This window comes from Phaeobacter sp. BS52, from assembly GCF_045040595.1.
GTDB lineage: Bacteria > Pseudomonadota > Alphaproteobacteria > Rhodobacterales > Rhodobacteraceae > Phaeobacter > Phaeobacter piscinae.
Window position 1 is genome coordinate 2,130,652 of sequence record NZ_CP090662.1, and the last position, 24,731, is coordinate 2,155,382.

The following is a 24,731-nucleotide window of genomic DNA, read 5'->3' on the forward strand; positions in this document are numbered from 1 at the left end:
GGTTTTCCCCCTGCGAAGAGGAGTTCCCTTCGCGCCGCGAAAGTGGTTATGTGCGCGCCAACGACCGATCACCCGATAGAGGCCTTTTGATGAAGACTTTGATTGCTACGCTGGCACTGTCCCTGATGGCGCTGGCATCCGCCTTTTCAGGCGTTGCCACCGCCCAGACCAGCCCCCAACAATCCGCACAGGACACCGTCTGGATCCAAATCGCCGCCCGCGCCTCGCTGCGCGAAGCCCAGGCCGAGGCGCAGGAGTTTGCCGCCCGCCTGCCCGATGTCTCTGGTTTCGCACTCGGCGGTGGCTGGTACGGTATCGTGCTTGGCCCTTATGCGCGCAGCGATGCGGATCGGGTGTTGCAGGTCTACCGCGCCGAACGTCAGATCCCGCGCGACAGTTTCATCGCTTTTGGCCGCAACCTTGGCAATCAGTTCTACCCGACAGCGGCCAGCGCAAACACCGAAACACAGCCCACCGTCGAAAGCCCGGTTCTGGAGCCCATCGACCCCGCAGTGGTGACCGAGGCGCCAGCAGACCCGGCAGCCTCCGCCCAGACACTGCTGCCTGATGAAACCCCCGCCGAGGCCCGCCGCAGCGAATCCCGCCTCACCCGCGAAGAGCGCAAGGATCTGCAGATCGCGCTGAAGGCGGCCGGGTTCTACACCTCCACCATCGACGGGGCCTTTGGTCGTGGCACCCGTGGGTCCATGTCGGACTGGCAGTCGGCGCGTGGCTATGCACCCACCGGTGTGCTGACTACCGCCCAGCGTCAGGCCCTGATGGATGAATACAACGCGCCGCTGATCTCCGTGGGTATGGCCCCGCTCACAGATACAAGGGCCGGGATCACGCTGAACATCCCCGCCGGAGAAGTCACCTTTGACCGCTACGAGTCTCCATTCGCCCTGTTCAAGAGCAGCGGTGATCTCGGCGCGCAGGTCCTCCTGATCAGCCAGCCCGGCGACAAACGCACACTCTATGGTCTTTATGACATCATGCAGACGCTGAAGATCGTGCCGCTGGACGGCCCGCGCCAGCGCAGCGGCAACAGCTTCACCCTTGAAGGGCGTGGCAATGGTATCGTCTCCTACACCGAGGCCCGGCTTGCCAACGGGGAGATCAAAGGCTTCACGCTGGTCTGGCCGATGGGCGATGACGATCGCCGCGCCCGCGTGCTGGCCGAGATGCAAAACAGCTTCGAACGCATTGATGGCGTGCTTGACCCCGCCGCCGGGGCCGATGCACCGCAGAATGTCGATCTGGTCTCCGGTCTCGACGTGCGCAAACCGCGCCTGTCGCGCTCGGGCTTCTATGTCGATGCCAAGGGCAGCGTTGTGACCACCTCTGATGTGGTTGCTGGCTGCGCGCGGGTCACGCTGGATCACGAATATCAGGCCGAGGTTGCCTTCAACGACAGCGCCGCGGGGATTGCCGTGTTGCGCCCGGTTGAGCCGCTCGCTCCGATGGCCGTTGCCACTCTCGCCAGCGCCTCTGCGCGCCTCCAGTCCGATATCGCCGTGTCCGGTTTCTCTTATGAGGGCGTTCTGGGCGCTCCCAGCCTCAGCTGGGGTAGCCTACAGGATGTAAAAGACCTCAGCGGCAACACAGGTGTCTCGCGTCTGCAACTGACCAGCCAGCCAGGCGATGCAGGCGGTCCGGTTCTGACCACTGATGGCGCCGTCCAAGGCATGTTGCTGAGCCAGAGCAAAGGCGCCACCCAGCTGCCCGACCGCGTCAGCTTCGCCGCCAACGCCGATAGTCTGCGCAGCGCGCTGAGCAGCGCCGGGGTGACCGTCACAGACGCCAGCGCCGGGGCCACGGCCCTGCCCGTTGGCGCCCTCACCCGTCAGGCCAGCGGTATGACCGTATTGGTCAGCTGCTGGGAGTGATCAGCCGCTGCCATGGCACTCCAGAAAATCAACAAAGGCCGGAGCACATCTGCTCCGGCCTTTTTTCATGTATCCAGATACGCCTGCGCAACGGCGTGTGCGGCGCGGATCAATAGGCGTGGATACGCCCGTCCCAGGTGTGAAAACAGCCGGTGGTTTCCGTGCTCAGCACATCAAATTCATGCATCAGCCCAGCCACGGATTCCTGCACCGAGATATCGCCCTCATCGCCGCCCATATCGGTGCGCACCCAGCCGGGATGATAAATCCCGACGGCAATTCCTTCGGGCAGCAGATCAGTGGCCAGATTGCGCCCGATGTTCAGCGCCGCCGCCTTTGAGGCGCGATAGGCATAGCTGCCGCCGGGCGCGCGGGCATGGCTCGCCATCTGCGAGGAAATGATCGCGATCTTCGGATCCGCCGCCAACCGCAGGTTCGGTAACAGCGCCTGCACCGTCAGGAAGACACCGGTGACATTGGCCGCCAGCGTCTTGCCCCAGACCTCAGCCGAGTAATCCTCCAGCGCCATCGATTTATCGAGGTAGACCCCGGCATTGCAGACCAGAAGATCCACCGGGCGCCCCTTCAGCTGCGCGGCAAACCGCGCCTGCTGACCGGGATCAGTCACATCCAGTCGCACACCAGAGGAATGATCGCGCGAGGTGCCGGTCACCTCGTGCCCCTCCTCCCGCAGCTTGGCCACCAATTCACGGCCAATGCCCCGGCTGGTTCCTGTCACGACGACATGCATAAACGGTCTTCCTTCAATTGGTTTTTCTATTGGGCAGGAAGGGCAGCGGCAGCACCGGCACGCCCTCCTCGATCAGGGCCTTTGCCTCTTCCGGCTTGGCCTCACCGTGGATCGCCCGCTCTGGTGTGTCGCCCAAATGCATGGCGCGCGCCTCACTGGCAAAATCCTTACCGACATAATCTGAATTTGTCTCGACCTTGCGCCGCAGTTCGGCCACCGCCGCCTCCAACTCTCCCGAGGGGGTGCTCAGCGCGCCCGCTCCAGGTGCCACCGCCGCCGGGGGGCGTGACGGCGCAGCGGTGGCTGGCGCAGCTGGCGACATCTTAGCAGGCGCCGCCGCAGTGCCTGGCTCGGCCTCCCCGACCGGGGACACGGCCTTGCGACCGGGGCGCACCCGCGGCGCCATGATCGCCTTTTCAACCTGACTGGAGCCGCAATGCGCGCAGGACACCATTCCTGCCGCTGCCAACTTGTCAAAAGCGGCAGCCGACTGGAACCAGCTGTCAAAACGATGCCCTTCGGCGCATTTCAGAGCGTATTGTATCATCACCATCACTCTTATCAGGAGGGGATGATTAAATCTTCAATCCCCTGAAGTGCAAGGGCAGAAGCGCCCGCGCCACAGTTCACGTCACATCGGTGCCGCAGGTTCGGGCCGCGATGAACGATCTAACGCGGAGCCAGCAGCCGGTCCTGCAACCGCGCAACCAGAACCTCATGCGGCTGATCCGCCGCAACAGCAAGCCGGCGCAACCCGAAATGCACCCGCGCCATTTCCTGATAGTAGCCCGCGTAGACAAAATTGGTCGTGGCCCCGGCAACAGCGCCCAACACCGGCACGGTCTGTGCCGCCAGTTTCTGGCCCAGCACCACACTGAGCCGGGGCGCCACCTGGGCAATCAGCTTTTGCACCGCGCCGCCGGTCAGCCCCAGCCGCAGCGACAGAAACCCTAGGTCAGCGCCGTCATCCGCCGCCAGCGGCCCCGCTGAGGCAAACACCCGGATACAGTCAAAGCGCACGCCATCTGCCTCGGGATCAAAACCTTCTTCGGCGGCCACCCCCTGTATGCTGCGCAACAGGAACGCCGTTGTCGCAGGCAGTTCCACCAGCGCGCCTGGCAGACCGCCCATCCCCCCCGCAGCGCCCATCGCAGCACTCACCGCGCGATTGACACCGGAGGGCTGGTCCGGCAACACCCGCCGAGACCCGCTGGCCCCCTGCATCGCCAATTGCAGCGCCTGCTCGGTGGCGCCATCCAACCGGCTCCGCACCGGGGCGGGCAGTCTGTCCAAAAGCCCGTCGACAGAGCCGCCCAGAAGGTTCAGGATCTGGATCCCAAGCCCACCGGCCGCGCGATAGCGCTCCGCCAACGCTGTCAGCTCCGCCTCCACGGCGGCAGCGGCCAGCGGCTTGGTCAGGTCTGTATTTAGGGCCGTATCAGGGGTCAGGATCTCACTCATAGCGCACCTCTTGTTGCAGAAAATGTTTGTATTCCCGCCCCGTATTTCAAGATAGCAGCCGTTCGCCGCCGCCACCAAACCCCTCAGCCCGGCGTCTGCGGCCCGCTCCAGCGCAGCACCTGACCGCGCACATTCGCCCAGCTTTCAGGCACCAGATCCAGCCCCAGCACCCGGTCCGGGTTTGTCGGCGGCGGCATGTCGACCCCGCACAATGGGGTGAAGCCGAAGCGGACATAATACGGCGCGTCCCCGACCAGCAAGACCCGGCTCCAGCCACGCTCTGCCGCCTTGGCAAGGCTGTCGCGGATCAACGCACCGCCCAACCCCTCCCCCTGATGGGTCGGGTGAACGGCCACCGGCCCCAGCAGCAGCGCAGGCCATGCCGCATCGCCGATCCGCACTGGCCAGAACCGGATCGCCCCGGCCAGAATGCCGCCCTCGTCCCGCGCCACCTGGCTCAACCCGTTGACCGGCGGCACGGCTTCGCGCAGGCGATAAGACGACAGCGCCTCGCGCCCCGGCGCAAAGCACAGATCATAAAGCGCCTCGACCTCCCACCGGTCCTCGGGCTGCTCTGCCTTCAATTCAATCACGCCGCCCTGCCTCCACGCCCGTCGCCGTCCCTGCCGACACGGATCGTTACTGCCGCACCTGCGGGCTTTGTCCCACAGCGCACGGCAATCTCTCCCGGCAGGCTGGTCATCGGCCTAACACGCGCGTAAGCCTTGGGCAAACCCCGGCGACCGGATCCGCGAGCAAAACCAGCGCGCTACCGCCTTCGCCAAGACATAGGAGACCCGCAGATGTTCTACCGCCCAGAAGATGGCCACGGCCTGCCGCACAACCCGTTCAACGCCATTGTGACCCCGCGCCCCATCGGTTGGATCTCGTCGCGCGGGGCGGACGGCGGCAACAATCTCGCGCCATATTCCTTTTTCAACGCGGTCGCCTATGAACCGCCGCAGGTGATGTTTGCCTCCACCTCCGCCAAGGCGGATCGCGACGGCACCAAGGACAGCGTCGCCAATATCGAGGAGACCGGTGTGTTCTGCGTCAATGTGGTGTCTTATGCGCTGCGGGATGCGATGAACGCCAGCTCTGCACCGCTGCCAAAGGACATCAATGAGTTCGAACATGCAGGGCTTGAGATGGCCGATTGCGAGACCATCAGCTGTGGCCGCGTCGCCGCCGCCCCCGCCGCGCTGGAATGCAAACTGACGCAGATCGTGACCCTGCCCGGCGCTGCCAACAAGGTGGTCTTCGGCGAGGTGGTCGGCGTCCATCTGGATGACAGCTGTCTTAACGACGGCACCTTTGATGTCACCCGGTTCCAGCCGCTGGCACGCCTTGGCTATCGCGACTACTCTGTTGTCCGAGATCTCTTTTCCCTCACCCGCCCCGACCAATGAGGCCCTGCAATGCCCCTTCCCGATCCAAGGCGCCGCAATCCCATCACCCTGCCGGACGGCACCGCGCACGCGGGCACCGTGATGCTGGCCGAGGCGATTGACCACCCGAATTTCACCATCGGCGCCTATACCTATGCCTCCGCCTTTGAGCCGCCATCGGACTGGGCCAGTCGGCTGGCTCCCTATCTTTTTGCCGGATCCCGCGAACGCGTGGTGATTGGCAAGTTCTGCCAGATCGCAGACAGCGTGCGCTTCATCACCGCCTCCGCCAATCACGCGCAGGATGGTCTCAGCTGCTATCCTTTTCCGGTGTTTGACCAGACCCAGATGGCGGGGTTTCAACCCGATACCCGCGATACCATCGTGGGCAATGATGTCTGGATCGGCTATGGTGCACTGATCCTGCCCGGTGCAAAAATCGGCGATGGCGCGATCATCGGCGCAGGCGCCGTGGTGCGCGGCTCCATCCCGCCCTATGCCATCGCCACCGGAAATCCCGCCACCGCTGTAAGGCACCGGTTTTCCAAGCCGCAGATTGCTCGGCTTCTGGCTTTGAAGTGGTGGGATTGGCCAGCCGATCTGATCAGCCGCGCAGAACCGGCCCTACTGGCCGGAGATCTCGACATGCTGGAGGCTCTGGCCCCGGATTGAACCGGGATCGAACCGGGGCTGATCGCGGATCGGCCACCCAGCCGGAACACCCCCAAAAGCGACAAAACCCGCGACCCCCTTGGGGCCGCGGGTTTTGTTTTTGCCAATCCGGCACGCGTCAGTGGCCGCCCAGGATCCCGGTCTTGACCGAGTAATCGACCGCAACCTGATAGTCCGGGTCGTCATCGCTATCGACCATCAGATGGCCCGCCTTGGTCAACAGCTGATGACAGTCGCGGCTCAGGTGGCGCAGCACCACAGCCTTGCCCTCGGCCTCATACTTGCCCGCCAGCGTCTCGATCGCCTGCAAGGCCGACTGATCCACCACCCGGCTGCGGGCAAAATCCACGATCACGTGATCCGGATCATTCGCCACGTCAAACAGCTCAATGAACCCATCGGTGGAACCAAAGAACAGCGGCCCTTCGATCTCGTAAACCTTGGCGCCCTTGTCGCTTTCGGACTCGCGGGTATAGGCGTGAATACGGCGCGCATTGTTCCAGGCATAAGCCAGCGCAGAGACGATCACACCGACAACCACCGCAATCGCAAGGTCGGTCATCACTGTCACCACGGTCACCAGCACAATGACAAAGGCATCCATCAAGGGCACTTTGGTCATCACCTTGAAGCTGTTCCAGGCAAAGGTGCCGATCACCACCATGAACATCACGCCCACCAGTGCGGCCAGCGGGATCTGTTCAATCAGCGGTGAGGCCACAACGATAAACGCCAGCAGGAACAGCGCCGCGGCGATGCCCGCGATCCGCGTCCGGCCACCCGATTTCACATTGATCATCGACTGGCCGATCATCGCACAGCCGCCCATGCCGCCAAAGAAGCCTGTGACCACATTGGACGCGCCCTGCGCAATGCACTCCTGACTGGCCCCGCCGCGCTTGCCGGTGATCTCGCCCACCAGGTTCAGCGTCAGCAGGCTTTCGATCAGACCAATCGCCGCCAGAATGACCGCATAGGGCAGGATGATCCACAGCGTCTCCAGCGTGAAGGGCGCAAGGGCGGTGCCATAAAGCCCCTCACCCGTGCCAAACGGGTTGTGGAAGGAGGGGAAACCACCTTTGATTGAGGCCATATCCCCCACGGTCGGCACATTGATCCCAAAGGCAATCACCAGCGCCGCCACAATGCCAATCCCCGCCAGCGGCGCCGGGATGATTGCGGTGATCTTGGGCGTGCCCCAGATGATCAGCATGGTCAGCCCCACCAGCCCCAGCATCATCATCAACTGCGGACCCGCCAGCCAGGCCTCAGTGTTGCTCGGATCCTTGAACTGCGTCAGCTGCGCCAGGAAGATCACAATCGCCAGACCGTTCACAAAGCCCAGCATCACCGGATGCGGCACCAGCCGGATGAACTTGCCCCAATGCATGACACCGGCGATGATCTGCAGGATCCCCATCAGCACCACGGTGGCAAAGAGGTATTCAACCCCGTGCTGTGCGACCAACGCCACCATGACCACCGCCAAGGCGCCCGTCGCGCCTGAAATCATGCCCGGTCGGCCGCCGAACACCGCCGTGATCAACCCCACCATAAAGGCCGCATAGAGCCCGACCAGCGGATGCACCCCGGCGACGAAAGCAAAGGCCACCGCCTCAGGCACCAGCGCCAGCGCTACGGTCAGGCCGGACAGCAGCTCCGTGCGCACACGGGAGACGGTAAAGCCCTCATCCTGCATGATGGAAAGATTGGGCGGTGAAATCTGCTTGGCGAGCGTCGCCATAATGCCGCGTGTCATGGGGTCACCTGTGATCGGGAAAGGGTCATGTTAGCGCCGCCCCTAGCGGAATTCCGCCATTGGGGCAAGGGCACGGCCCTTTGCGCCGCTTTCCATGAGGCCCAACCGCTGATTGGGTCACCCCTCCTGCCCAATTGTTTCGCACGCGAAACATTGCGGCAACGCTGCTGACATTAAACTTAAGCGGTTGGTAACACTTAGCCACTCGCCCCGCCTTGATTTTCCGGTGCTTTCAAGAAACTGTCGCGTCATTGCACCCAAAGGATTTGACATGCAGCGGTTTAAGAGCTGGGACGAGATTGAAAAGACCATTGAAGGCGGGCCAACAGAGGCGGAGTGGAAGCTGAGGGCAGCTGTGGAGGCCGGTAAACCCTGTCAATGCGATCCGGAGGGTAAAACCCCGTCTGAACCAGAAGATTGGTCATCCCTGCCCACTGATCGCCACATCCGCGCCGATGTGCTGCGTTTTTTCCTTTTGGGTGGCTGTTCGGATGCCTCTGTCACGGAAGTCGGTGTTTTGTTGAAAGGGGCATTTATCAGTGGCCAACTGTCTATAATAGACTGTAAAATATCGTGGAATGTGCTGTTTCACAATTGCCTATTCAATCATGGGATCTACGCCACCCGCTGCACCGCATTGAAAAACGTCTCGTTGAACTCCTGCAAACTGCCGTTTCTTGAAGCTCCCAGCCTCAAAGTCGGCGGCCAGCTCGATTTCGAGGGTGCCGAATTCCAGAACAAGGGCGGAAGAGCGCTGAATCTTCAGAACGCGGATATTAGAAAGGATGTGTTTCTCTCCTCTGCAAAAATCTTCGGCGAAGCGGATCTGACTAGCATCAAAACCCGCGGCAATTTACACTGCACCGACGCAGAGTTCCAGAACAAGCACGGAAAGGCCCTGACCCTCCAGAGCGCTGATATTGAAAAAGAGTTTTTCCTTCGTGACCAGATCGCTGTCCAAGGCGTCGTAGATCTTAGCGCTGCAAAATGCCGCGACCTTGTTGATGATCCCGACTGCTGGCCAGACGATACGCAAGATGGTGAAAACCTCATCCTTGACGGCTTCACCTATCGCCGCATTATTGGCTCCACCGATGCCCGCACCCGGCTCAACTGGCTCGCCAAAGGCGACACCTGGCGTGGTGAATTCTTCCCCCACCCCTACAAACAGCTCGCCAAGGTTCTGCACGATATGGGGCATGAGGCGGATGCAACCAAGGTCCGGGTCGCACTCGGGGAAAAGCTGCGACACCACGCCCGCAAAGAGCGCATTGCAAACGCCAAACACCCCATCCAGCGCCTGTGGGCCATGGCAACAACGCCCGCCCTTTGGATCTGGCATAGCCTCTCCCTGCTCCTGACGGGCCATGGCTTTCGCCCAGAACGCAGCCTGATCGCCTTGGTGCTCCTGTGGGGGCTCGCCACCATCCCCGCCCACCTCGCCTGGGAGGAAGGCAGCTTTGCGCCCAATTCGGCAGTTGCGCTCCAATCAGAGAGCTGGGCGATATACGACGCAGACAACAACCACCCGCCTCATCCCAACCCAGCCAAAGACTGGAGCCTGACCTCCACCATTGGCCGCGACTGGGAAAGCTTCAATCGCTATGCCTATGCGGCAGATCTTGTCGTCCCCATCATCGACCTAGGCCAGACCGACGCCTGGGCACCTTCGACCGAACGGGGCTGGTGGGGCAAGCAGCTATGGTGGCTGCGCTGGGTCTTCACGCTGGCGGGCTGGATCGTCACCGCCCTTGGCGCGGCGGCTTTGACGGGGATCATCCGGCGCGAGTGACCGCCGCCTGTCATCTTTCCCCAAATACTCTCGCCGAAGGCCTCGATGCCGCCCAATGGGCGGCATCAATCACATCCTCCCGGTGCCGCCCAGTGGGCGGTATCAATCACATCATCGCGGTGCCGCCCATTGGGCGGGATCAATCAATTTCCCCCCGGACGCTTGTCAAACCAGCCCCGCCTCAGGCACAACCAAGTGAGCAGCACAAGGGGCAGATCACGTGACACAGGAAACAATGATTGCGGTTATCGGCGGCTCGGGCCTCTATGACATCGACGGTCTCCATGACGCCGAGTGGGTCACGGTGGAAACCCCTTGGGGGGCGCCCTCGGATCAGATCCTGACCGGGGCCTTGGACGGCGTGAAAATGGCCTTCCTGCCCCGTCACGGGCGCGGCCATGTGCATTCCCCGACCGAAGTCCCCTACCGCGCCAATATCGACGCGCTGAAGCGGCTTGGGGTGACGGATGTGTTCTCCATCTCCGCCTGCGGCTCCTTCCGCGAGGAGATGGCGCCGGGGGATTTTGTCATCGTTGATCAGTTCATCGACCGGACCTTCACGCGCGAGAAGAGCTTCTTCGGCACCGGCTGTGTCGCCCATGTCAGCGTCGCGCACCCCACCTGCGAACGGCTCTCGGACGCGGCGGAGGCGGCGGGCAAAGATGCTGGCATCAAGATCCATCGCGGCGGCACTTATCTCTGTATGGAGGGGCCGCAGTTCTCCTCCATGGCGGAAAGCAAGATGTATCGCAGCTGGGGCTGTGACGTGATCGGTATGACCAATATGCCCGAGGCAAAACTCGCCCGCGAGGCGGAACTCTGCTATGCCTCCATCGCCATGGTGACGGATTTCGACAGCTGGCACCCTGAACATGGCGCGGTGGAGATCACCGACATTATCGCCACCCTCACCGGCAACTCCGCCAAGGGCCGCGCGCTGGTGCAGCGCCTGCCTGCGCTCTTGGGCCAGACCCGCGCCGCCTGCCCGCACGGCTGCGACACCGCGCTGGAATACGCCATCATGACCGCGCCGGAGAAACGCGACCCCGCCCTGCTTGCAAAGCTGGATGCCGTTGCAGGCCGCGTTCTGGGCTAAAACCCGCGCCCTGCCCTGACTCTGATGACCCTGATTGGTTCTGAAAGGTCACAACCGCAAAAGACAACGGGCACGGGCGGACCCTGCCCTTGTCTGCACCGCGCCCTTCAGCGACATATCTTTGGCCGCGCCGCTGCCTATGGGCCGCCGTGGCAAAGACACCGCCCAAAAGGCGACCCATAGAGACGACCAAAAAGGGGACACCCCATGGCCCGCAAAACCGCAGTCAAAGACTACATCCGTACCATCGTCGATTTCCCTCACGAGGGCATCATGTTCCGCGATGTCACCACACTCTTTGCCGACCCGCGCGGGTTTCGCATGGCCATTGACCAGATGCTGCACCCCTATGCGGGCGAGCAGATCGACAAAGTTGTGGGGCTAGAAGCGCGCGGCTTCATCCTCGGCGGCGCCATTGCGCATCAGCTGAGCGTTGGCTTCGTGCCGATCCGCAAGAAGGGCAAACTGCCCGGCACCACCATCAGCCAGGAATACAAACTGGAGTATGGCGAGGCGATCATGGAAGTGCATGACGACGCCATCCAGCCCGGCGAGAAGATCCTGGTCGTGGACGACCTACTCGCCACCGGCGGCACGGCGGCAGCAGGTATCAAATTGATTGAGCGTCTGGGCGGCGAAATCGTCTCCTGCGCCTTTGTCATTGATCTGCCGGAACTCGGCGGGCGCAAGGTGCTTGAAGATCTTGGCATGGATGTCACCGTGCTCTGCGAATTTGAGGGCGCCTGATACCGCGCCCCCGCGCAGCAAACTGGCTGTGATCCGTCCCTGAACACATTGGAAACAGGGGTGGATCACCTGAAAATTGCTGGCAAACCTATCTTCTCAATCACATAAATGTGAGTGGAAATCATAAGGGCGCGTGGCTTAGGCGGCGCGCCTTTTTTGTCAACTTGCGCCCGGCGAAAACCCGCCAGATCCAAACCGCAATCCTCCCCGTAACACCGTCAATGCCAGCTTGGGCATGCAACCAAAACAGAGGAATGTACTCATGATCCGCAAGACACTTCTGACCGCCGCCGCAACCATGGCGCTCGCCACCTCCGCCTTCGCCGGTGGCCATGCCAAGGACATTGTCGACACTGCCGCGGGTGCTGGGGATTTCTCAACACTGGTTGCTGCGGTTCAGGCCGCTGGTCTGGTTGACACGCTGAAGGGTGACGGGCCTTTCACTGTCTTTGCCCCGACCGATGCTGCCTTTGCCGCTCTGCCCGCAGGCACTGTAGAGGAGCTGCTGAAGCCGGAAAATAAGGACAAGCTGGTCGAAATCCTGACCTATCACGTGGTCCCCGGCAAGGTGATGTCCGGTGATCTGGTTGATGACATGAAGGCCGCAACCGTTCAGGGCAGCGAAGTCACCATTGATCTGGACAGCGGGGTGATGGTGGATGAGGCAACGGTCACAACAGCAGATATCGAGGCTGAAAACGGCGTGATCCACGTCATCGACACCGTGATCATGCCCTAAAATTCAGGCGGGATGGCCAGCGAAGCGGTTCGCGCGGCCCCCATCCCTGAGTGGCGCGCCTGCTCCTGCGGTCTTTTTCCTTTCGGACCACGGGATGGGGGCGCGGCCACAGTCGGCGGCGACGGCCCGAGATACCGCCGCCGACATAATCTGCGGTGATTGACACCCCTGCTGTCCCTCTCCCCTCTTGGAAGGGGTGATAATCATTGCAGCATGTCGGCGCGTCTCATAGCGTGCCGACATGTCCACCTCTGCTATCCTCGACAGTCGCTATTCCTGGGCCAGACTTCTGGTCACGCTGGCCATTGCCACGGTCGCGAATGTCGGCATGTGGGCGGTGATCGTGGTCATGCCCGCGGTCGAGGTCGAATTCGACGCCGATCGCGCTGCGGCCTCGCTTCCTTATACATTGACGATGATCGGCTTTGCCGTGGGCAATCTGGTGATTGGCCGACTGGTTGACCGGTTTGGCATTACGCTGGCGCTTTGCGCGGCGGCGCTGCTCAGTGCTGTCAGCTACGGGCTGGCGATGCTGGCACCGGATATGATCTGGCTGTCGGCAGCGCATCTGTTTCTGGGGCTGGGCACGGCGGCGGGATTTGGGCCGCTGATTGCTGATATCTCCCACTGGTTTCAACGACGGCGCGGCATTGCGGTGGCACTGGTCGCCAGCGGCAATTACCTCTCCGGTGCGATCTGGCCCACGGCGCTGGCCGGAATGCTGGCCGAAAGCGGGTGGCGCAGCGTCTATGCCACCCTTGCCGGGGTCACGCTGCTGGTGGTGATCCCGCTGTCGTTGGTCTTGCGACGCCGCATCGCACTCAGCGCGCAGGGCGACAGTGCCGCGACCTCCGCCAGCAATGCCGCACGGGTTGGGCTCTCTCCGCGTCAGCTGCAATGGATATTGGGGCTGGCAGGCATCGGCTGCTGCGTCGCCATGTCGATGCCGCAGGTTCATATCGTCGCCTATTGCGTTGGTCTTGGCTATGGCCCGACGGTGGGGGCTGAGATGCTGTCGCTGATGTTGCTGGGCGGCGTGGTCAGCCGGGTGATTTCCGGTCTGGTGGCGGATCGGTTTGGCGGCGTGCGGACACTGCTGGTGGGGTCCATCCTGCAATGTATCGCGCTGTTTCTGTACCTGCCGTACGACGGTATGGTCTCGCTCTATCTGGTCAGCGCCATTTTCGGGCTGGCACAGGGCGGTATCGTGCCAAGCTATGCGTTGGTGGTGCGGGAATACATGCCCCCGCAGGAGGCAGGCACCCGCGTGGGGTTCGTGATGATGATGACCATCCTTGGCATGGCGCTGGGGGGCTGGATGTCGGGCTGGATCTACGACGTCAGCGGATCCTATCAGCTGGCCTTTGTGAACGGGATCTTCTGGAACGGGCTCAATATCGCGATCATGGTGCTGCTGCTGATGCGCAGTCGACCCGCCCGCCCCCGGATGCAGCCAGCCTGAGCCACCTTACCTGCCCTACCTGTCCCTAGTCGGCGAGTGGCACCACGGCACCGGGGTTCATGATACCGTGCGGATCCAGCGCCTGTTTGATCGCCCGCATCGCCGCCAGTTTCACCGGATCGCCATAGCGCTGCAGATCCGCCACCTTCAGCCGTCCGATGCCATGTTCAGCACTGACCGAGCCGCCGTAGTCATGGGTCAGATCATGCACGCAGCGCTTCACATCGCTGCGCAGATGCTCATAGGCGCTGCGATCCTGCCCCTGCGCGGGAAAGACGTTGTAGTGCAGGTTGCCATCGCCCAGATGACCAAAACAATTGATCCGCATATCCCCCAGCGCTGCCAGACGCTTGCCGCCCTCGACAATGAAATCGGGAATACATGAAATCGGGACCGAGATGTCGTGGCTGGAGACCGACCCGATGCGGCGATTGCCCTCGGGGATATGCTCGCGCACCGACCACAGCGCCTGCCGCTGCGCCTCTGACTGGGCAATAACGCCATCGGCGCAAAGCCCGGCCTCAAGTGCGCTCTCGAACACTGCCGCCAGCGCCTCCGCCGGGCTGCGCCCGCTGGGCAGACCAAGATCGATCAGCACACACCATTCTGGCAAATCGTCAAAGGGCAGGCGCAGATCCGGCAGCGTTTCGCGCAGGAACTCAAGCCCCTGCCGGTGGATCAGTTCAAAGGCGCTGATCGTCTCGCCCAGCTGATCACGCGCCATTGCCAAAAGGTCAATCGCCGCCGCCGGGGAGGCGACCGTCAGGATCGCGGTGCCCTCTTCCGCCGGGATCGGCGAAAGCTTCAGCGAGGCGGCGGTGATGATGCCCAGCGTGCCCTCGGCCCCGATCAGAAGATTGCGCAGGTCATAGCCGGTGTTGTCCTTGCGCAGGCGGCTGAGGCCCTGCCAGATCTCACCATTGGGCAGCACCGCCTCCAGCCCCAGACAGAGATCGCGGGCATTGCCGTAGCGCAGAACACTGACGCCGCGCGGCATTGGTCGCCAGCGTGCCGCCAATCCGCGCCGTACCCTCTGCCGCCAGTGACAGCGGGAACAACCGACCCGCCTCTGCGGCGGCGGCCTGCACATCGGCCAGCACCATGCCCGCCTCGACCGCGATCACGTTCTCCTGCGGATAGACCCCGCGCAGGCCTGTCATCCGCTCCAGCGAGATCACCAGCGGTGCCAGCCCCTCCGCGCCCATGATCTGCCCGCCAACAAGCCCGGTGCCGCCGCCATAGGGCACCACCGGCACACGGGCGGCATGGGCGGCCCGCAGAAGTGTCGCGACCTCCTCGGTCCTGCGCGGCAGGGCCACAACACCCGCCTGCCCGTGATAGCGGCCACGCGGCTCTTCCAGATACCGGGGGTCCGCCGCGCGCAGGGTATCCTCGGGCAGCAAAGCGCGCAGATGGTCGATAAAACCAGTGTCCGCAGGGTTCAGGGTCATGCGCGTCTCTCCTATTGCCGTGCTATGGTCGACCGCGCCCACCAGGGCGTCAGGCTTGTCCGACCTGCGTGCGTCCGCGCCGATCATGGCGCAACGAAGCATATAGGACATGTGTCCGCCAGCGCCCGTTGATTTGCAGATAAGATTGCGCCACGCCTTCATATTTGAAGCCGGCACTCTCCAACAGCCCGCGGGAGGCGGCGTTTTCCGGCAAACACGCCGCCTCGATCCGGCTCAGATCCAGCTTGGTAAAGGCGTGATGCACCACCGCGCCAATTGCCTCGCGCATATAGCCGTGGCGGGCAAAGGGCTGACCGGTCCAATACCCCAGCGTGCCCGCCTGTGCAGGCCCGCGCCGGATATTGTCCAGCGTGATCGCCCCGACCAGCAGCTGATCGCTGCGTCGGATCAGGAACAGCGGCAGTGCCGAGCCAGAGCTGACCGCCCGGCGCGCCCAGTAAACCCGATTGGTAAAGCTCTTACGGCTCAGATGATCCGCCGCCCAGCTGGGTTCCCACGGGGTGAGATAGCCCTGGCTGTGCTGGCGCAACGCGGCCCAGTCGCGAAAATCCGCATGGATCGGCGGCCTGAGAGTCAGGCGTTCGGTCTCAATGCGCACCTTGCGTCCGGTCAGCAGCATCAGGCGGCGCGCCTCTCCTGCAGGGCGGTCAGCGGGGCTGCATCGCCCACCGGACCATAGAGCGCCAGCGCCATGGACGCGCGGTGGGCCATATCCTCGGCCATGGCGCGCACATCGGCGGTGGTCACCGCATCAATCCGCGCCACGGTGTCCTCGAGTGGCGGCACCTCGTCCCAGATCTGCACCAGACGGGCCAGCCGTTCGGCGCGGTTGGTCGGGCTTTCCAGCCCCATCAGCATCCCCGCCTTCATCTGCGCCCGCGCACGATCCACTTCGGCATCGCTCATATCGCTGGCGGCGCGCTTCATCTCGTCGATGGTGATCCCGGCCAATTCATCCAGCTGATCCCCGGACGTGCCCGCATAAAGCGTCAGTGTGCCGGTGTCAGCATAGGCACCGGTCTGGGCAAAAATCGTGTAGCACAGCCCGCGTTTTTCGCGCACTTCCTGGAACAGGCGGCTCGACATGCCGCCGCCCAGGGCGCTGGAGTAGATCTGCGCGGTGTAGATCGCATCGTCGCGGTACCCCGGCCCCTCAAAGGCCAGCGCGATATGGGCCTGTTCCAGCGCCTTCTCCTGCCGCGCCTCACCACCGGTGAAGGTTGCCGCCGCAGGCATAACCAGCGTCTTGGGCGCCATACCGCCAAACAGCTCTTCGGCCAGTTTCACGATTGTGTCATGGTCCACGGCACCGGAGGCGGCGAGGATCATCTGACCCGGTCCGTAGTGTTCGCCGACAAACCGCTCCAGATCCTCACGGTCAAAGGCACGCACCCGCTCAGCCGGACCAAGGATGGTCCGCCCGATGGGTTGGTCATGATAGCTTTCTTCCTGCAGCCAGTCGAAAATCACATCATCGGGCGTATCCAGCGCTTGGCCGATTTCCTGCAGGATCACGCCGCGCTCAATCTCAATCTCGCGCGGGTCAAACACCGGGTTCCGCACGATGTCAGCAACGACATCCAATGCCAGCGGCACATCTTCCTGCAACACGCGGGCGTAATAGGCCGTCACCTCGCGGCTGGTGTAGGCATTGATATAGCCGCCCACATCCTCGATCGCCTCGGCAATCTCCAGCGCGCTGCGCCGCTTGGTGCCTTTGAACGCCATATGCTCAAGAAAATGAGCAATCCCGTTCTGCTCAATCCGCTCGTTCCGCCCGCCTGCGGTCACCCAGACGCCGATGGCAGCAGATTGCAGCCCTGGCATGGTTTCGGTGACGATTCTGAACCCGTTGGCGAGTTGGTGTTGTTGAACTGTCAATGCGCGATGTGCTTTCTGATATGTGTCTCAAGAGTGGTCAGATCATTGGCGATCCGTGTCACCCGTTCCGATCTGTCATACAGATCTGCCATGCGCGGGGGAAGAGGCGGATGAATGCCGCTGGCCTCTTCTACCGCCGCCGGGAATTTCGCCGGATGCGCAGTGGCGAGCGTCACCATCGGGACCGCAGGGTTGCGCTGTTCATTTGCAACCTTCACGCCGATGGCGCTATGCGGGCACAGCAACTCGCCGGAGGCCGCGCGTTCTGATTTGATGGTGGCGGAGGTTTCCGCTTCCGAGCAGCGTCCGGAGACATAATGCTCCTGCAAGGCCTGCATGGCGCCCTGACTTACCTCGAAACCACCCGACTTCAGCTCGTCCATCAGCTGGGCCACGGCGGCGCCGTCCTGCCCGTAGGCATAGAACAGCGCGCGTTCAAAGTTCGACGACACCTGAATATCCATCGACGGCGAGATTGACGGAATGGTCTCGCCCTTATGGTAGCCCTGCCCGCTCAGGCAGCGGTGCAGAATGTCGTTCTGATTGGTCGCCACCACCAGCTGGTCAATGGGCAGCCCCATCTGCTTGGCGATGAAGCCGGCGAAAATGTCACCGAAGTTACCAGTCGGCACGGTAAAGCTCACCTTGCGCTCTGGCGCGCCCAGCGACACGGCAGAGGTGAAGTAATAGACCACCTGCGCCAGCACGCGGGCAAAGTTGATGGAGTTCACACCAGCCAGACGCACCTCATCGCGGAAGTCAAAATCGTTGAACATATCCTTCAGCGCGGCCTGGCAGTCGTCAAAATCGCCATCCACGGCCAGCGCATGCACATTGGCATCGGTGGGCGTGGTCATCTGACGGCGCTGCACCTCCGACACCCGGCCATGGGGGTAGAGGATGAAGACATTGACCGCATCCAAACCACCAAAGGCCTGAATCGCCGCAGAGCCGGTATCGCCGGAGGTGGCCCCCACGATGGTCACGCTTTCGCCGCGCCGCTTCAGCGCGGTTTCAAACAGCTGACCGATCAGCTGCATGGCAAAATCCTTGAACGCCAGCGTCGGGCCGTGGAACAGCTCCAGCAGGAAATGGTTCGGCGCCAGCTGCACCAGCGGCGCGCGCGCGGCATGGCCAAAGCCGTCATAGGCGCGGGCGATGATGCCGCGAAATTCCTCATCGGTGAAGCAGTCGCCAAGGAACGGGCGCATCACACGAAACGCGACCTCCTCATAGGACAGACCGGCAAGGGCCGCGATCTCCGCCTTGGACATGGTCGGGATTTCGGCCGGAACATAAAGCCCGCCGTCACGGGCAAGCCCGGTCAGCATGGCATCTTCAAAGGTCAGCTCGGGCGCCTGGCCCCGGGTCGAGATATATTTCATCGCTTCAGCCTTCGGATTTTGGGCGCGAGCGCCACAGGAAATAGGTGGTCATGGCGGCCCAGATCAGGGCCAGCGAAAACCAGGTGATCGCGTATTGCAAGTGATTGTTCTGGATGCCTGCCGTGGTCACCGGCTGCGGTGTCACATCCGCGTCGGCAGAGACACTGCGGGCGACGATCAGCACCGGTTCGGTGCCCAGCCGTTCGGCCATATAAGCCACATCGCGCGCATAGAGGATATTGGTATCGACCTCAGGAGTCGGAGTGGTCCAGTCGCCCTCATCCGGCCACAGGAGGTTGCCGGTGATCGCGGCGGCGCCGGTGGCACGCGCGCGATCCTTCGCGGCGGCGCGAACAAAACCCCGGTCCAACAGCACCCGTCGGCCATCTTCGGTCAGCAAGGGTGAGATGATGCGGTAGCCGGTCTCAGCCGTCTTGGTGACCCAGAACACATGCAGTTCCGCCGCTTCAACCTCGCCAGTGACCGACACCGCACGGTAGCGATCCTCCGCCTGCGTCGGGGTCTCTGGCAGGGCAACCGGGGCCGCCGCGATCCGGGCCTCGATGGTGCGCAGCAGGTCTTCTTTCCAGGCCAGTCGCTGGATCTGCCAGATCCCCAGTGCCATCAGCGCCGCAAGGCCCAGACCGCCAACAAGGGATAGAAAGATCAACCGTCGCATCACGCTGTCCTTGCGAATGAGAAAGCGCGCGGAGCATGGCTCCGCGCGCTGCATGTCTTACGGGGTCAGGTCGGGATTCGAAACCACAAACCTGTACCCGTTACAATTCGGGATGCCCTTAGTGGGCCAGACCTGCAGTGCCCCAGACGTAAACCGCCACGAAGAGGAACAGCCAGACCACGTCAACGAAGTGCCAGTACCAGGCAGCGGCCTCGAAACCGACGTGCTGCTCGGGGGTGAAATCGCCTTTCATCGCGCGGATCAGGCAGACGGTCAGGAAGATGGTACCGATGATCACGTGAAAACCGTGGAAGCCGGTGGCCATGAAGAAGTTCGAGTAGAACTCATCGCCGCCGAATTCCCAGCCTTCGTGCAGCAGGTGAACATATTCATAGCCCTGCAGGAAGGTGAAGAAGACACCCAGCACGATACCGATGGACAGGCCCTGGATCAGCGCCTTGCGGTCATTGTTGTGGACCAGCGCGTGGTGCGCCCAGGTGACAGCACAGCCAGACAGCAGCAGCACCAGCGTGTTGATCAGCGGCAGGTGGAAGGCATCAACCGGATAGATGCTCGGCGCCACATATTCGGTGCCGACATAGGTCTCCATCGGGTAGATCGCGTGTTTGAAGAACGACCAGAACCAAGCGAAGAAGAACATCACTTCGGACATCACAAAGAGGATGAACCCATAGCGCAGACCGATGCGAACAACCGGGGTGTGATCGCCCTGACGCGCCTCGGCAACAACCTCTGCCCACCAGGCATAGGCGCTGTAGACCACCATGATGAGGCCGCCCCAGAACGCATAGGCTGTGACGCCATGCATCCACAGAACCGCGCCAAACAACATGATGAAGGTCCCGAGCGAGCTGAGCAGCGGCCAGATCGACGGCGGAAGAATATGATAGTCGTGATTTTTAGCGTGCGCCATTTAAGTGTCCCTCACCAAAGCGGCCTAGTTCGTGTTTGTGCCTGCCCCGGCTGTATCACCGGTTTCAAGGGCGGCATACCCTTCTGGCAGATCGATTTCATAGAATGTGTACGACAGCGTGATCGTATGCACGTATTTTCCGTCCCGATCCTCGACAATTTCAGGATCGACAAAGAAGGTCACAGGCATTTCCACCCGTTCCCCCGGTTGCAGCACCTGCTCTTCAAAGCAGAAACAGGCGATTTTCTCAAAGAAGGCGCTAAGCCGAATAGGGCGTCACATTGTAAGACGCCTGCCCGGCAACGGGGCGGTCGGTCGGATTGTAGGCCTCATAGAAGGCCAGCCCGGTTTCCCCGATCTTGATCTCCATCTCACGCTCAACCGGGGTGAATTGCCACGGCATATCGCGTTCCTTGGAGGCGTCAAAACGCACGGTGATGGTCTGATCCAGCACCGTATCAGAAGCCTGATCCGCAACGCCAGTGACGCCGCCAAAGCCAGTGACCCGGCAGAACCAATCATAAAACGGCACCGATGCCCAGGCGAGCCCGCCCATCAGGACAACAACACCAACCAGCTGTACGACGGTTTTCTGTGGTCCCTGCAATGCCATCAGTTCTGCTCCTCGGTCTGTTCCACAGCGGCGGCAGTGTTGGGGAATTTGAACCCTGCCGATGTGACCTTGACGATGGTCAGGGCCAAAACCAGCACCACGAAGGATCCCAGCAGAACCCCTACGCCAATGTTGCGGCCTTTCCGTCTCTGGTGCAGCTCATGCTCTTTGCGCAGGCTCATCTTACCAGCCTCCCAATCCATAGGGTTTCAGCACAGCCTCAGCGAGAATCGCGCCGAAGTGCAGGAAGAGATACAGCAGCGACAGTTTGAAGAAGCTGCGCTCGACCTTGAAGTTGTCCGCCTCGCTGTCGTCTTCGTCACGGCGCGAGATCTTCCAAGCGCCTTGCAGGAACAGCGCGTTCAACACCAGCGCCACGCCCAGATAGATTGGGCCACCCACGCCGGAGAAGGCCGTGCCAACCGCCAGCAGGGCCAGCAGGGCCGTGTAGATCAGGATATGTTTGCGGGTGGAGCGGCGACCATGGGTCACGGTCAGCATCGGCACGCCCGCATCGTCATAATCCGAGCGCATGAACAGCGCCAGCGCCCAGAAATGCGGCGGCGTCCACATAAACGTCAGGGCGAACATCAGCCAGGGTTCAACCGCCATGGAGCCTGTGGCCGCAATCCAGCCAATGACCGGCGGGAAGGCACCCGCAGCGCCACCAATGACGATGTTCTGCGGCGTCGCACGCTTCAGCCACATGGTATAGATCACCACATAGAAGAAGATGGTGAAGGCCAGAAACGCCCCGGCAAACACATTGGTTGCCAGTGCCAGCATGATCACCGACAGACCGGACAGCGCCAGCCCCAGCGACAGTGCCTCACCCGGCTCAACCTTGCCCGCGGGGATCGGGCGACTCTTGGTGCGTTTCATCACCTGATCAATATCGGCGTCCCACCACATGTTCAGCGCCCCGGAGGCGCCACCGCCGATGGCAATGAACAGGATAGCGCTGAAGCCGATGACAGGGTGCACGCCAACCGGCGCAGCCAGAAGCCCTACCAGCGCCGTGAACACCACAAGGGACATCACGCGCGGTTTGAGCAGGGCAAAGTAGTCCCCGAACTCCGCGTCCCCTTGCTGGACGGTGCTGGCGTTGATGCTTGCGTCAGTCATGGTGCTCTCTTCTGTCGTGATCTGTCTTAGCGAAAGCGGGCGCGCAGCGACTGCGCGGCCCGATCCGTTTTCACGTGATAGCTAGGTGGCACCCGCCCGGAGGCAAGCGCCAATCGTATCGCTCAGTTGGAGGCGACCTGATAGGACTGGGGCAGACCGGCGTATTCTTCGATCGCGCCTTCCAGCCAGGCGTCATAGGCCTCTTGGCTCACCACTTTTACAGTGATCGGCATATAGGCGTGGTCCTTGCCGCAAAGCTCGGAACACTGACCGAAATAAACGCCTTCCTTGTCAGCCTTGAACCACAGCTCCGCCAGACGACCGGGAACCGCATCCTGCTTCACGCCAAACGCCGGGATGGTCCAGGAATGGATCACGTCTGCACCGGTCACCTGCATCACGACGGTTTTGCCGACAGGCACAACAACGGCCGTGTCGGTGGCCAGCAGATACTCATCTTCGGCATAGCCGTTGTCAGCCAGTTCATCCTTGGCCAGAAGGAAGCTTTCGAAACCGAACTCGTGGTCGACATATTCATAACCCCAGTACCACTGGTAGCCGGTCACCTTGATGGTGATGTCGCCCTCGGGGATTTCCTGCTGACGGAACAGCTCCGGCAGAGAGAAGGAACCGATAAAGACCAGGATGATGATCGGCACAACAGTCCATGCGATTTCAACCGGCGTATTGTGGGTGAACTGGGCCGCATTCGGGTTGGCGCGACGGTTAAACCGCACGATTGCATACAGCAGCAGCCCCCCGACAAACACACAAACAGCGGTGATGATCACCAAAATCATGTAGTCCAGAGAATGGATGCCTTCGGCAAGCTCGGTCGCTGTCGGCTGAAAGCCAAGGCCGCCGTCAACCGGCTTGCCAATGGTTTCCAGACCTTCTTGCGCCATAGCTGGAAGGCTCGAGAGGCCTGAGAAAAGGCCTGAAAGCATCAAAGCGTTCTTCATGTCATGTCCTGATCAGTTGATCGGTTGATCGAGTTGTTCCTGCGCCGACGTCCTATGTCGGAACTTTGATTCCACAAAACGCGCCGGACCCGTTGTCTTTGACGCTGCTAAAAATCATATTCCATCGTGCAGTTAAAGAGGAATGCTCGCGTCAAAGCGTCGCTTTCTTGATTTAGATCAAAAAAACCGAGGTCAAACCATGGATACCGCAGCCTTCCGCCCGTTTGAAACAACCCTGCCCGAAGACGAGGCCCTGGGGGGCCTGCGTTCGGCCCTTGCGGGGGCTGATGATGGGGAGATCTTTGTCGAGCGGCGCAAGTCGGAAGCGCTGGTTTTTGATGATGGCCGGTTGCGCAATGCCAGCTATGATGCCGCCGAAGGGTTCGGCCTGCGGGCCGTCAACGGCGAGGTCGCTGGCTATGCCCATTCCACCGATGTCTCTATTGCCGGGCTGAAGCGCGCCGCCGAAACCGCGCGTCTTGCCGTGGGCGATGGCGGCGGCACCATGGCCCCACCACCGCCGCGCACCAACACCCGTCTTTATACTGAGAATGATCCGATTGGCGCGATGCCCTTTGCCGTGAAGGTAGAGACCCTGCGCGAGATCGACGCCTTTGCCCGCGCACAGGACTCGCGGGTGGTACAGGTCTCAGCAATGCTGGCGGCCTCCCTGCAGGAGGTTGAGATCCTGCGCGCCGATGGCACCCGTGTGCGTGATGTGCGCCCGATGACCCGGCTCAATGTCTCGGTGATTGTCGAACAGGATGGCCGCCGTGAAAGCGGCTCTGCCGGTGGCGGCGGGCGCGTGGGGCTGGACGGTCTGGTGGATCCCGCCGATTGGCAGAGCAAGGTCCGCGAGGCGCTGCGGATCGCCTGTGTCAACCTTGAGGCCGTCCCCGCCCCCGCCGGTGAGATGGACGTGGTGCTTGGCCCCGGCTGGCCCGGCATCCTGCTGCATGAGGCCATCGGCCATGGGCTTGAGGGGGATTTTAACCGCAAGGGGTCGTCCGCTTTTGCAGGCCTTATGGGTCAGCAGATCGCCGCCAAGGGGGTGACGGTGCTGGATGACGGCACTATCGCCGACCGGCGCGGCTCCATCACCGTGGACGACGAAGGCACCCCCAGCCAGAAAACCACCCTGATTGAGGATGGCAAGCTGGTGGGTTTCATGCAGGACCGTCAGAACGCGCGCCTGATGGGCGTGGAGAGCACCGGCAACGGACGCCGCCAAAGCTACGCCCACGCGCCAATGCCACGGATGACCAACACCTATATGCTGGGTGGCGATGCCAACCCCGACGATCTGGTCGCCTCCATCAAGGATGGCATCTGGGCCGTCGGCTTTGGTGGTGGTCAGGTCGACATTACCAACGGCAAATTTGTGTTCTCCTGCACCGAGGCCTACCGGGTGAAGGATGGCAAGGTCGGCGCCCCGGTCAAAGGCGCAACCCTGATCGGTGATGGCGCCACCGCGCTGAACAAGATCCGCGCGCTTGGCAATGACATGGCGCTTGACCCCGGCATGGGCAATTGCGGCAAACAGGGCCAATGGGTGCCGGTGGGTGTTGGCCAGCCCACGGTGCTGATGGGCGGTCTTACAGTTGGCGGCTCCGCCACCTGAGCCATCGCGAGAGGTGGTCGCGGTCTCGCCATCAGACCCGAAGCCGCACTCACCACAAGAATCGCCGCCGTGTCGCTAAACTGCCGACTCGGCGGCGTTTTTCGGTGTTTTGACGATATTTGCCCCTCGCAGAGTGGCAGCGCGCGGGGGGGTGTTTTTGACCGCACCGGACAGAGAAGGCGAATTTTCGCTTATGGTAGAATGAGTTAGATTTGAGTTTGTTAAAATATTTCCTTTAATTCTCCACGTTCATCACCTGTTAACCACTCAAGAGCTAATCATAGTCTTGCAACAAGGCGGAGC

The 24,731-nt window shown here is 62.0% G+C and carries 22 protein-coding genes and 2 pseudogenes; 9 read left to right on the plus strand and 15 right to left on the minus strand.

The window, feature by feature from the left end; translation table 11 throughout:
• Nucleotides 1–89 precede the first annotated feature (89 nt).
• Nucleotides 90–1,889, plus strand: a complete 1,800-nt coding sequence (locus L0Z65_RS10360) for a serine protease (RefSeq protein ID WP_405107359.1) — start codon at nt 90–92, stop codon at nt 1,887–1,889.
• Nucleotides 1,890–1,998: 109 nt separating this feature from the next.
• On the opposite strand, the gene L0Z65_RS10365 is transcribed toward L0Z65_RS10360, so the two are convergent.
• The 4 genes from L0Z65_RS10365 to L0Z65_RS10380 form a co-directional block, all read right to left on the minus strand.
• On the minus strand, nt 1,999–2,640 hold the full coding sequence (locus tag L0Z65_RS10365) for an SDR family oxidoreductase (protein WP_024098218.1): 642 nt from the start codon (nt 2,638–2,640) through the stop codon (nt 1,999–2,001).
• Nucleotides 2,641–2,653: 13 nt separating this feature from the next.
• Nucleotides 2,654–3,187 (minus strand): DUF1178 family protein, encoded by a 534-nt coding sequence (locus L0Z65_RS10370; protein WP_405107363.1) that lies wholly within the window; start codon nt 3,185–3,187, stop codon nt 2,654–2,656.
• A 122-nt stretch (nt 3,188–3,309) separates the two neighbouring features.
• On the minus strand, nt 3,310–4,101 hold the full coding sequence (locus tag L0Z65_RS10375) for an EcsC family protein (RefSeq protein ID WP_405107366.1): 792 nt from the start codon (nt 4,099–4,101) through the stop codon (nt 3,310–3,312).
• A gap of 83 nt (nt 4,102–4,184) precedes the next feature.
• On the minus strand, nt 4,185–4,694 hold the full coding sequence (locus L0Z65_RS10380) for a GNAT family N-acetyltransferase (protein ID WP_040172162.1): 510 nt from the start codon (nt 4,692–4,694) through the stop codon (nt 4,185–4,187).
• 210 nt (nt 4,695–4,904) lie between these two features.
• On the opposite strand from L0Z65_RS10380, the gene L0Z65_RS10385 reads away from it, so the two are divergent.
• Both L0Z65_RS10385 and L0Z65_RS10390 read left to right on the plus strand, forming a co-directional pair.
• Nucleotides 4,905–5,510, plus strand: a complete 606-nt coding sequence (locus L0Z65_RS10385) for a flavin reductase family protein (RefSeq protein WP_040172160.1) — start codon at nt 4,905–4,907, stop codon at nt 5,508–5,510.
• A 9-nt stretch (nt 5,511–5,519) separates the two neighbouring features.
• Nucleotides 5,520–6,161: a CatB-related O-acetyltransferase gene (locus tag L0Z65_RS10390; RefSeq protein WP_405107370.1), complete on the plus strand. Its 642-nt coding sequence runs from the start codon at nt 5,520–5,522 to the stop codon at nt 6,159–6,161.
• Between the two features lie 118 nt (nt 6,162–6,279).
• Here the strand turns inward: L0Z65_RS10390 and L0Z65_RS10395 are convergent, their stop codons facing one another.
• Nucleotides 6,280–7,920, minus strand: coding sequence for a SulP family inorganic anion transporter (locus L0Z65_RS10395; RefSeq protein ID WP_040172156.1), 1,641 nt, complete (start codon nt 7,918–7,920; stop codon nt 6,280–6,282).
• 271 nt (nt 7,921–8,191) lie between these two features.
• Here L0Z65_RS10395 and L0Z65_RS10400 point away from each other — a divergent pair, with 271 nt between their 5' ends.
• The 5 genes from L0Z65_RS10400 to L0Z65_RS10420 all read left to right on the plus strand — a co-directional run bounded on the left by L0Z65_RS10400 (nt 8,192) and on the right by L0Z65_RS10420 (nt 13,756).
• Nucleotides 8,192–9,712, plus strand: coding sequence for a hypothetical protein (locus tag L0Z65_RS10400; protein ID WP_405107374.1), 1,521 nt, complete (start codon nt 8,192–8,194; stop codon nt 9,710–9,712).
• Nucleotides 9,713–9,947: 235 nt separating this feature from the next.
• Nucleotides 9,948–10,808 (plus strand): S-methyl-5'-thioadenosine phosphorylase, encoded by an 861-nt coding sequence (locus tag L0Z65_RS10405; protein WP_405112521.1) that lies wholly within the window; start codon nt 9,948–9,950, stop codon nt 10,806–10,808.
• A gap of 207 nt (nt 10,809–11,015) precedes the next feature.
• Nucleotides 11,016–11,555: an adenine phosphoribosyltransferase gene (locus L0Z65_RS10410; protein ID WP_040172078.1), complete on the plus strand. Its 540-nt coding sequence runs from the start codon at nt 11,016–11,018 to the stop codon at nt 11,553–11,555.
• A gap of 262 nt (nt 11,556–11,817) precedes the next feature.
• Complete coding sequence (locus L0Z65_RS10415; protein ID WP_096788694.1) at nt 11,818–12,294, plus strand: fasciclin domain-containing protein; 477 nt, start codon at nt 11,818–11,820, stop codon at nt 12,292–12,294.
• A 241-nt stretch (nt 12,295–12,535) separates the two neighbouring features.
• The gene (locus tag L0Z65_RS10420; protein WP_405107378.1) at nt 12,536–13,756 is read left to right on the plus strand and encodes a CynX/NimT family MFS transporter; all 1,221 of its coding nucleotides are present in this window, start codon (nt 12,536–12,538) and stop codon (nt 13,754–13,756) included.
• A gap of 25 nt (nt 13,757–13,781) precedes the next feature.
• Here L0Z65_RS10420 and L0Z65_RS10425 read toward each other — a convergent pair.
• The 10 genes and pseudogenes from L0Z65_RS10425 to coxB all read right to left on the minus strand — a co-directional run bounded on the left by L0Z65_RS10425 (nt 13,782) and on the right by coxB (nt 22,807).
• Nucleotides 13,782–15,207 (minus strand): annotated as a pseudogene (locus L0Z65_RS10425) (FAD-binding oxidoreductase).
• A 49-nt stretch (nt 15,208–15,256) separates the two neighbouring features.
• A complete protein-coding gene (locus L0Z65_RS10430) occupies nt 15,257–15,847 on the minus strand; it encodes a GNAT family N-acetyltransferase (RefSeq protein WP_024098231.1) in 591 nt (196 codons plus the stop codon).
• Nucleotides 15,847–17,109, minus strand: a complete 1,263-nt coding sequence (locus L0Z65_RS10435) for a M16 family metallopeptidase (protein ID WP_405107380.1) — start codon at nt 17,107–17,109, stop codon at nt 15,847–15,849. The genes L0Z65_RS10430 and L0Z65_RS10435 overlap by 1 nt, the downstream gene beginning before the upstream one ends.
• The gene (gene thrC, locus L0Z65_RS10440; protein WP_405107383.1) at nt 17,106–18,494 is read right to left on the minus strand and encodes a threonine synthase; all 1,389 of its coding nucleotides are present in this window, start codon (nt 18,492–18,494) and stop codon (nt 17,106–17,108) included. Before thrC ends, L0Z65_RS10435 begins: the two co-directional genes overlap by 4 nt.
• A 4-nt stretch (nt 18,495–18,498) precedes the next feature.
• A complete protein-coding gene (locus L0Z65_RS10445; protein WP_102898265.1) occupies nt 18,499–19,173 on the minus strand; it encodes an SURF1 family protein in 675 nt (224 codons plus the stop codon).
• 118 nt (nt 19,174–19,291) lie between these two features.
• Nucleotides 19,292–20,107, minus strand: a complete 816-nt coding sequence (locus L0Z65_RS10450) for a cytochrome c oxidase subunit 3 (RefSeq protein WP_096870677.1) — start codon at nt 20,105–20,107, stop codon at nt 19,292–19,294.
• 24 nt (nt 20,108–20,131) lie between these two features.
• Nucleotides 20,132–20,720, minus strand: a pseudogene (locus tag L0Z65_RS10455) (cytochrome c oxidase assembly protein).
• Complete coding sequence (locus tag L0Z65_RS10460) at nt 20,720–20,902, minus strand: hypothetical protein (protein WP_024098237.1); 183 nt, start codon at nt 20,900–20,902, stop codon at nt 20,720–20,722. Before L0Z65_RS10460 ends, L0Z65_RS10455 begins: the two are co-directional and overlap by 1 nt.
• 1 nt (nt 20,903) lies before the next feature.
• Nucleotides 20,904–21,845 (minus strand): heme o synthase, encoded by a 942-nt coding sequence (gene cyoE / locus L0Z65_RS10465; protein ID WP_040172052.1) that lies wholly within the window; start codon nt 21,843–21,845, stop codon nt 20,904–20,906.
• A 122-nt stretch (nt 21,846–21,967) separates the two neighbouring features.
• The gene (coxB, locus tag L0Z65_RS10470; protein WP_405107387.1) at nt 21,968–22,807 is read right to left on the minus strand and encodes a cytochrome c oxidase subunit II; all 840 of its coding nucleotides are present in this window, start codon (nt 22,805–22,807) and stop codon (nt 21,968–21,970) included.
• A 199-nt stretch (nt 22,808–23,006) separates the two neighbouring features.
• Between coxB and tldD the strand changes: the two genes are divergently transcribed.
• On the plus strand, nt 23,007–24,428 hold the full coding sequence (gene tldD, locus L0Z65_RS10475; RefSeq protein WP_405107389.1) for a metalloprotease TldD: 1,422 nt from the start codon (nt 23,007–23,009) through the stop codon (nt 24,426–24,428).
• The last annotated feature ends 303 nt before the right edge of the window (nt 24,429–24,731 follow it).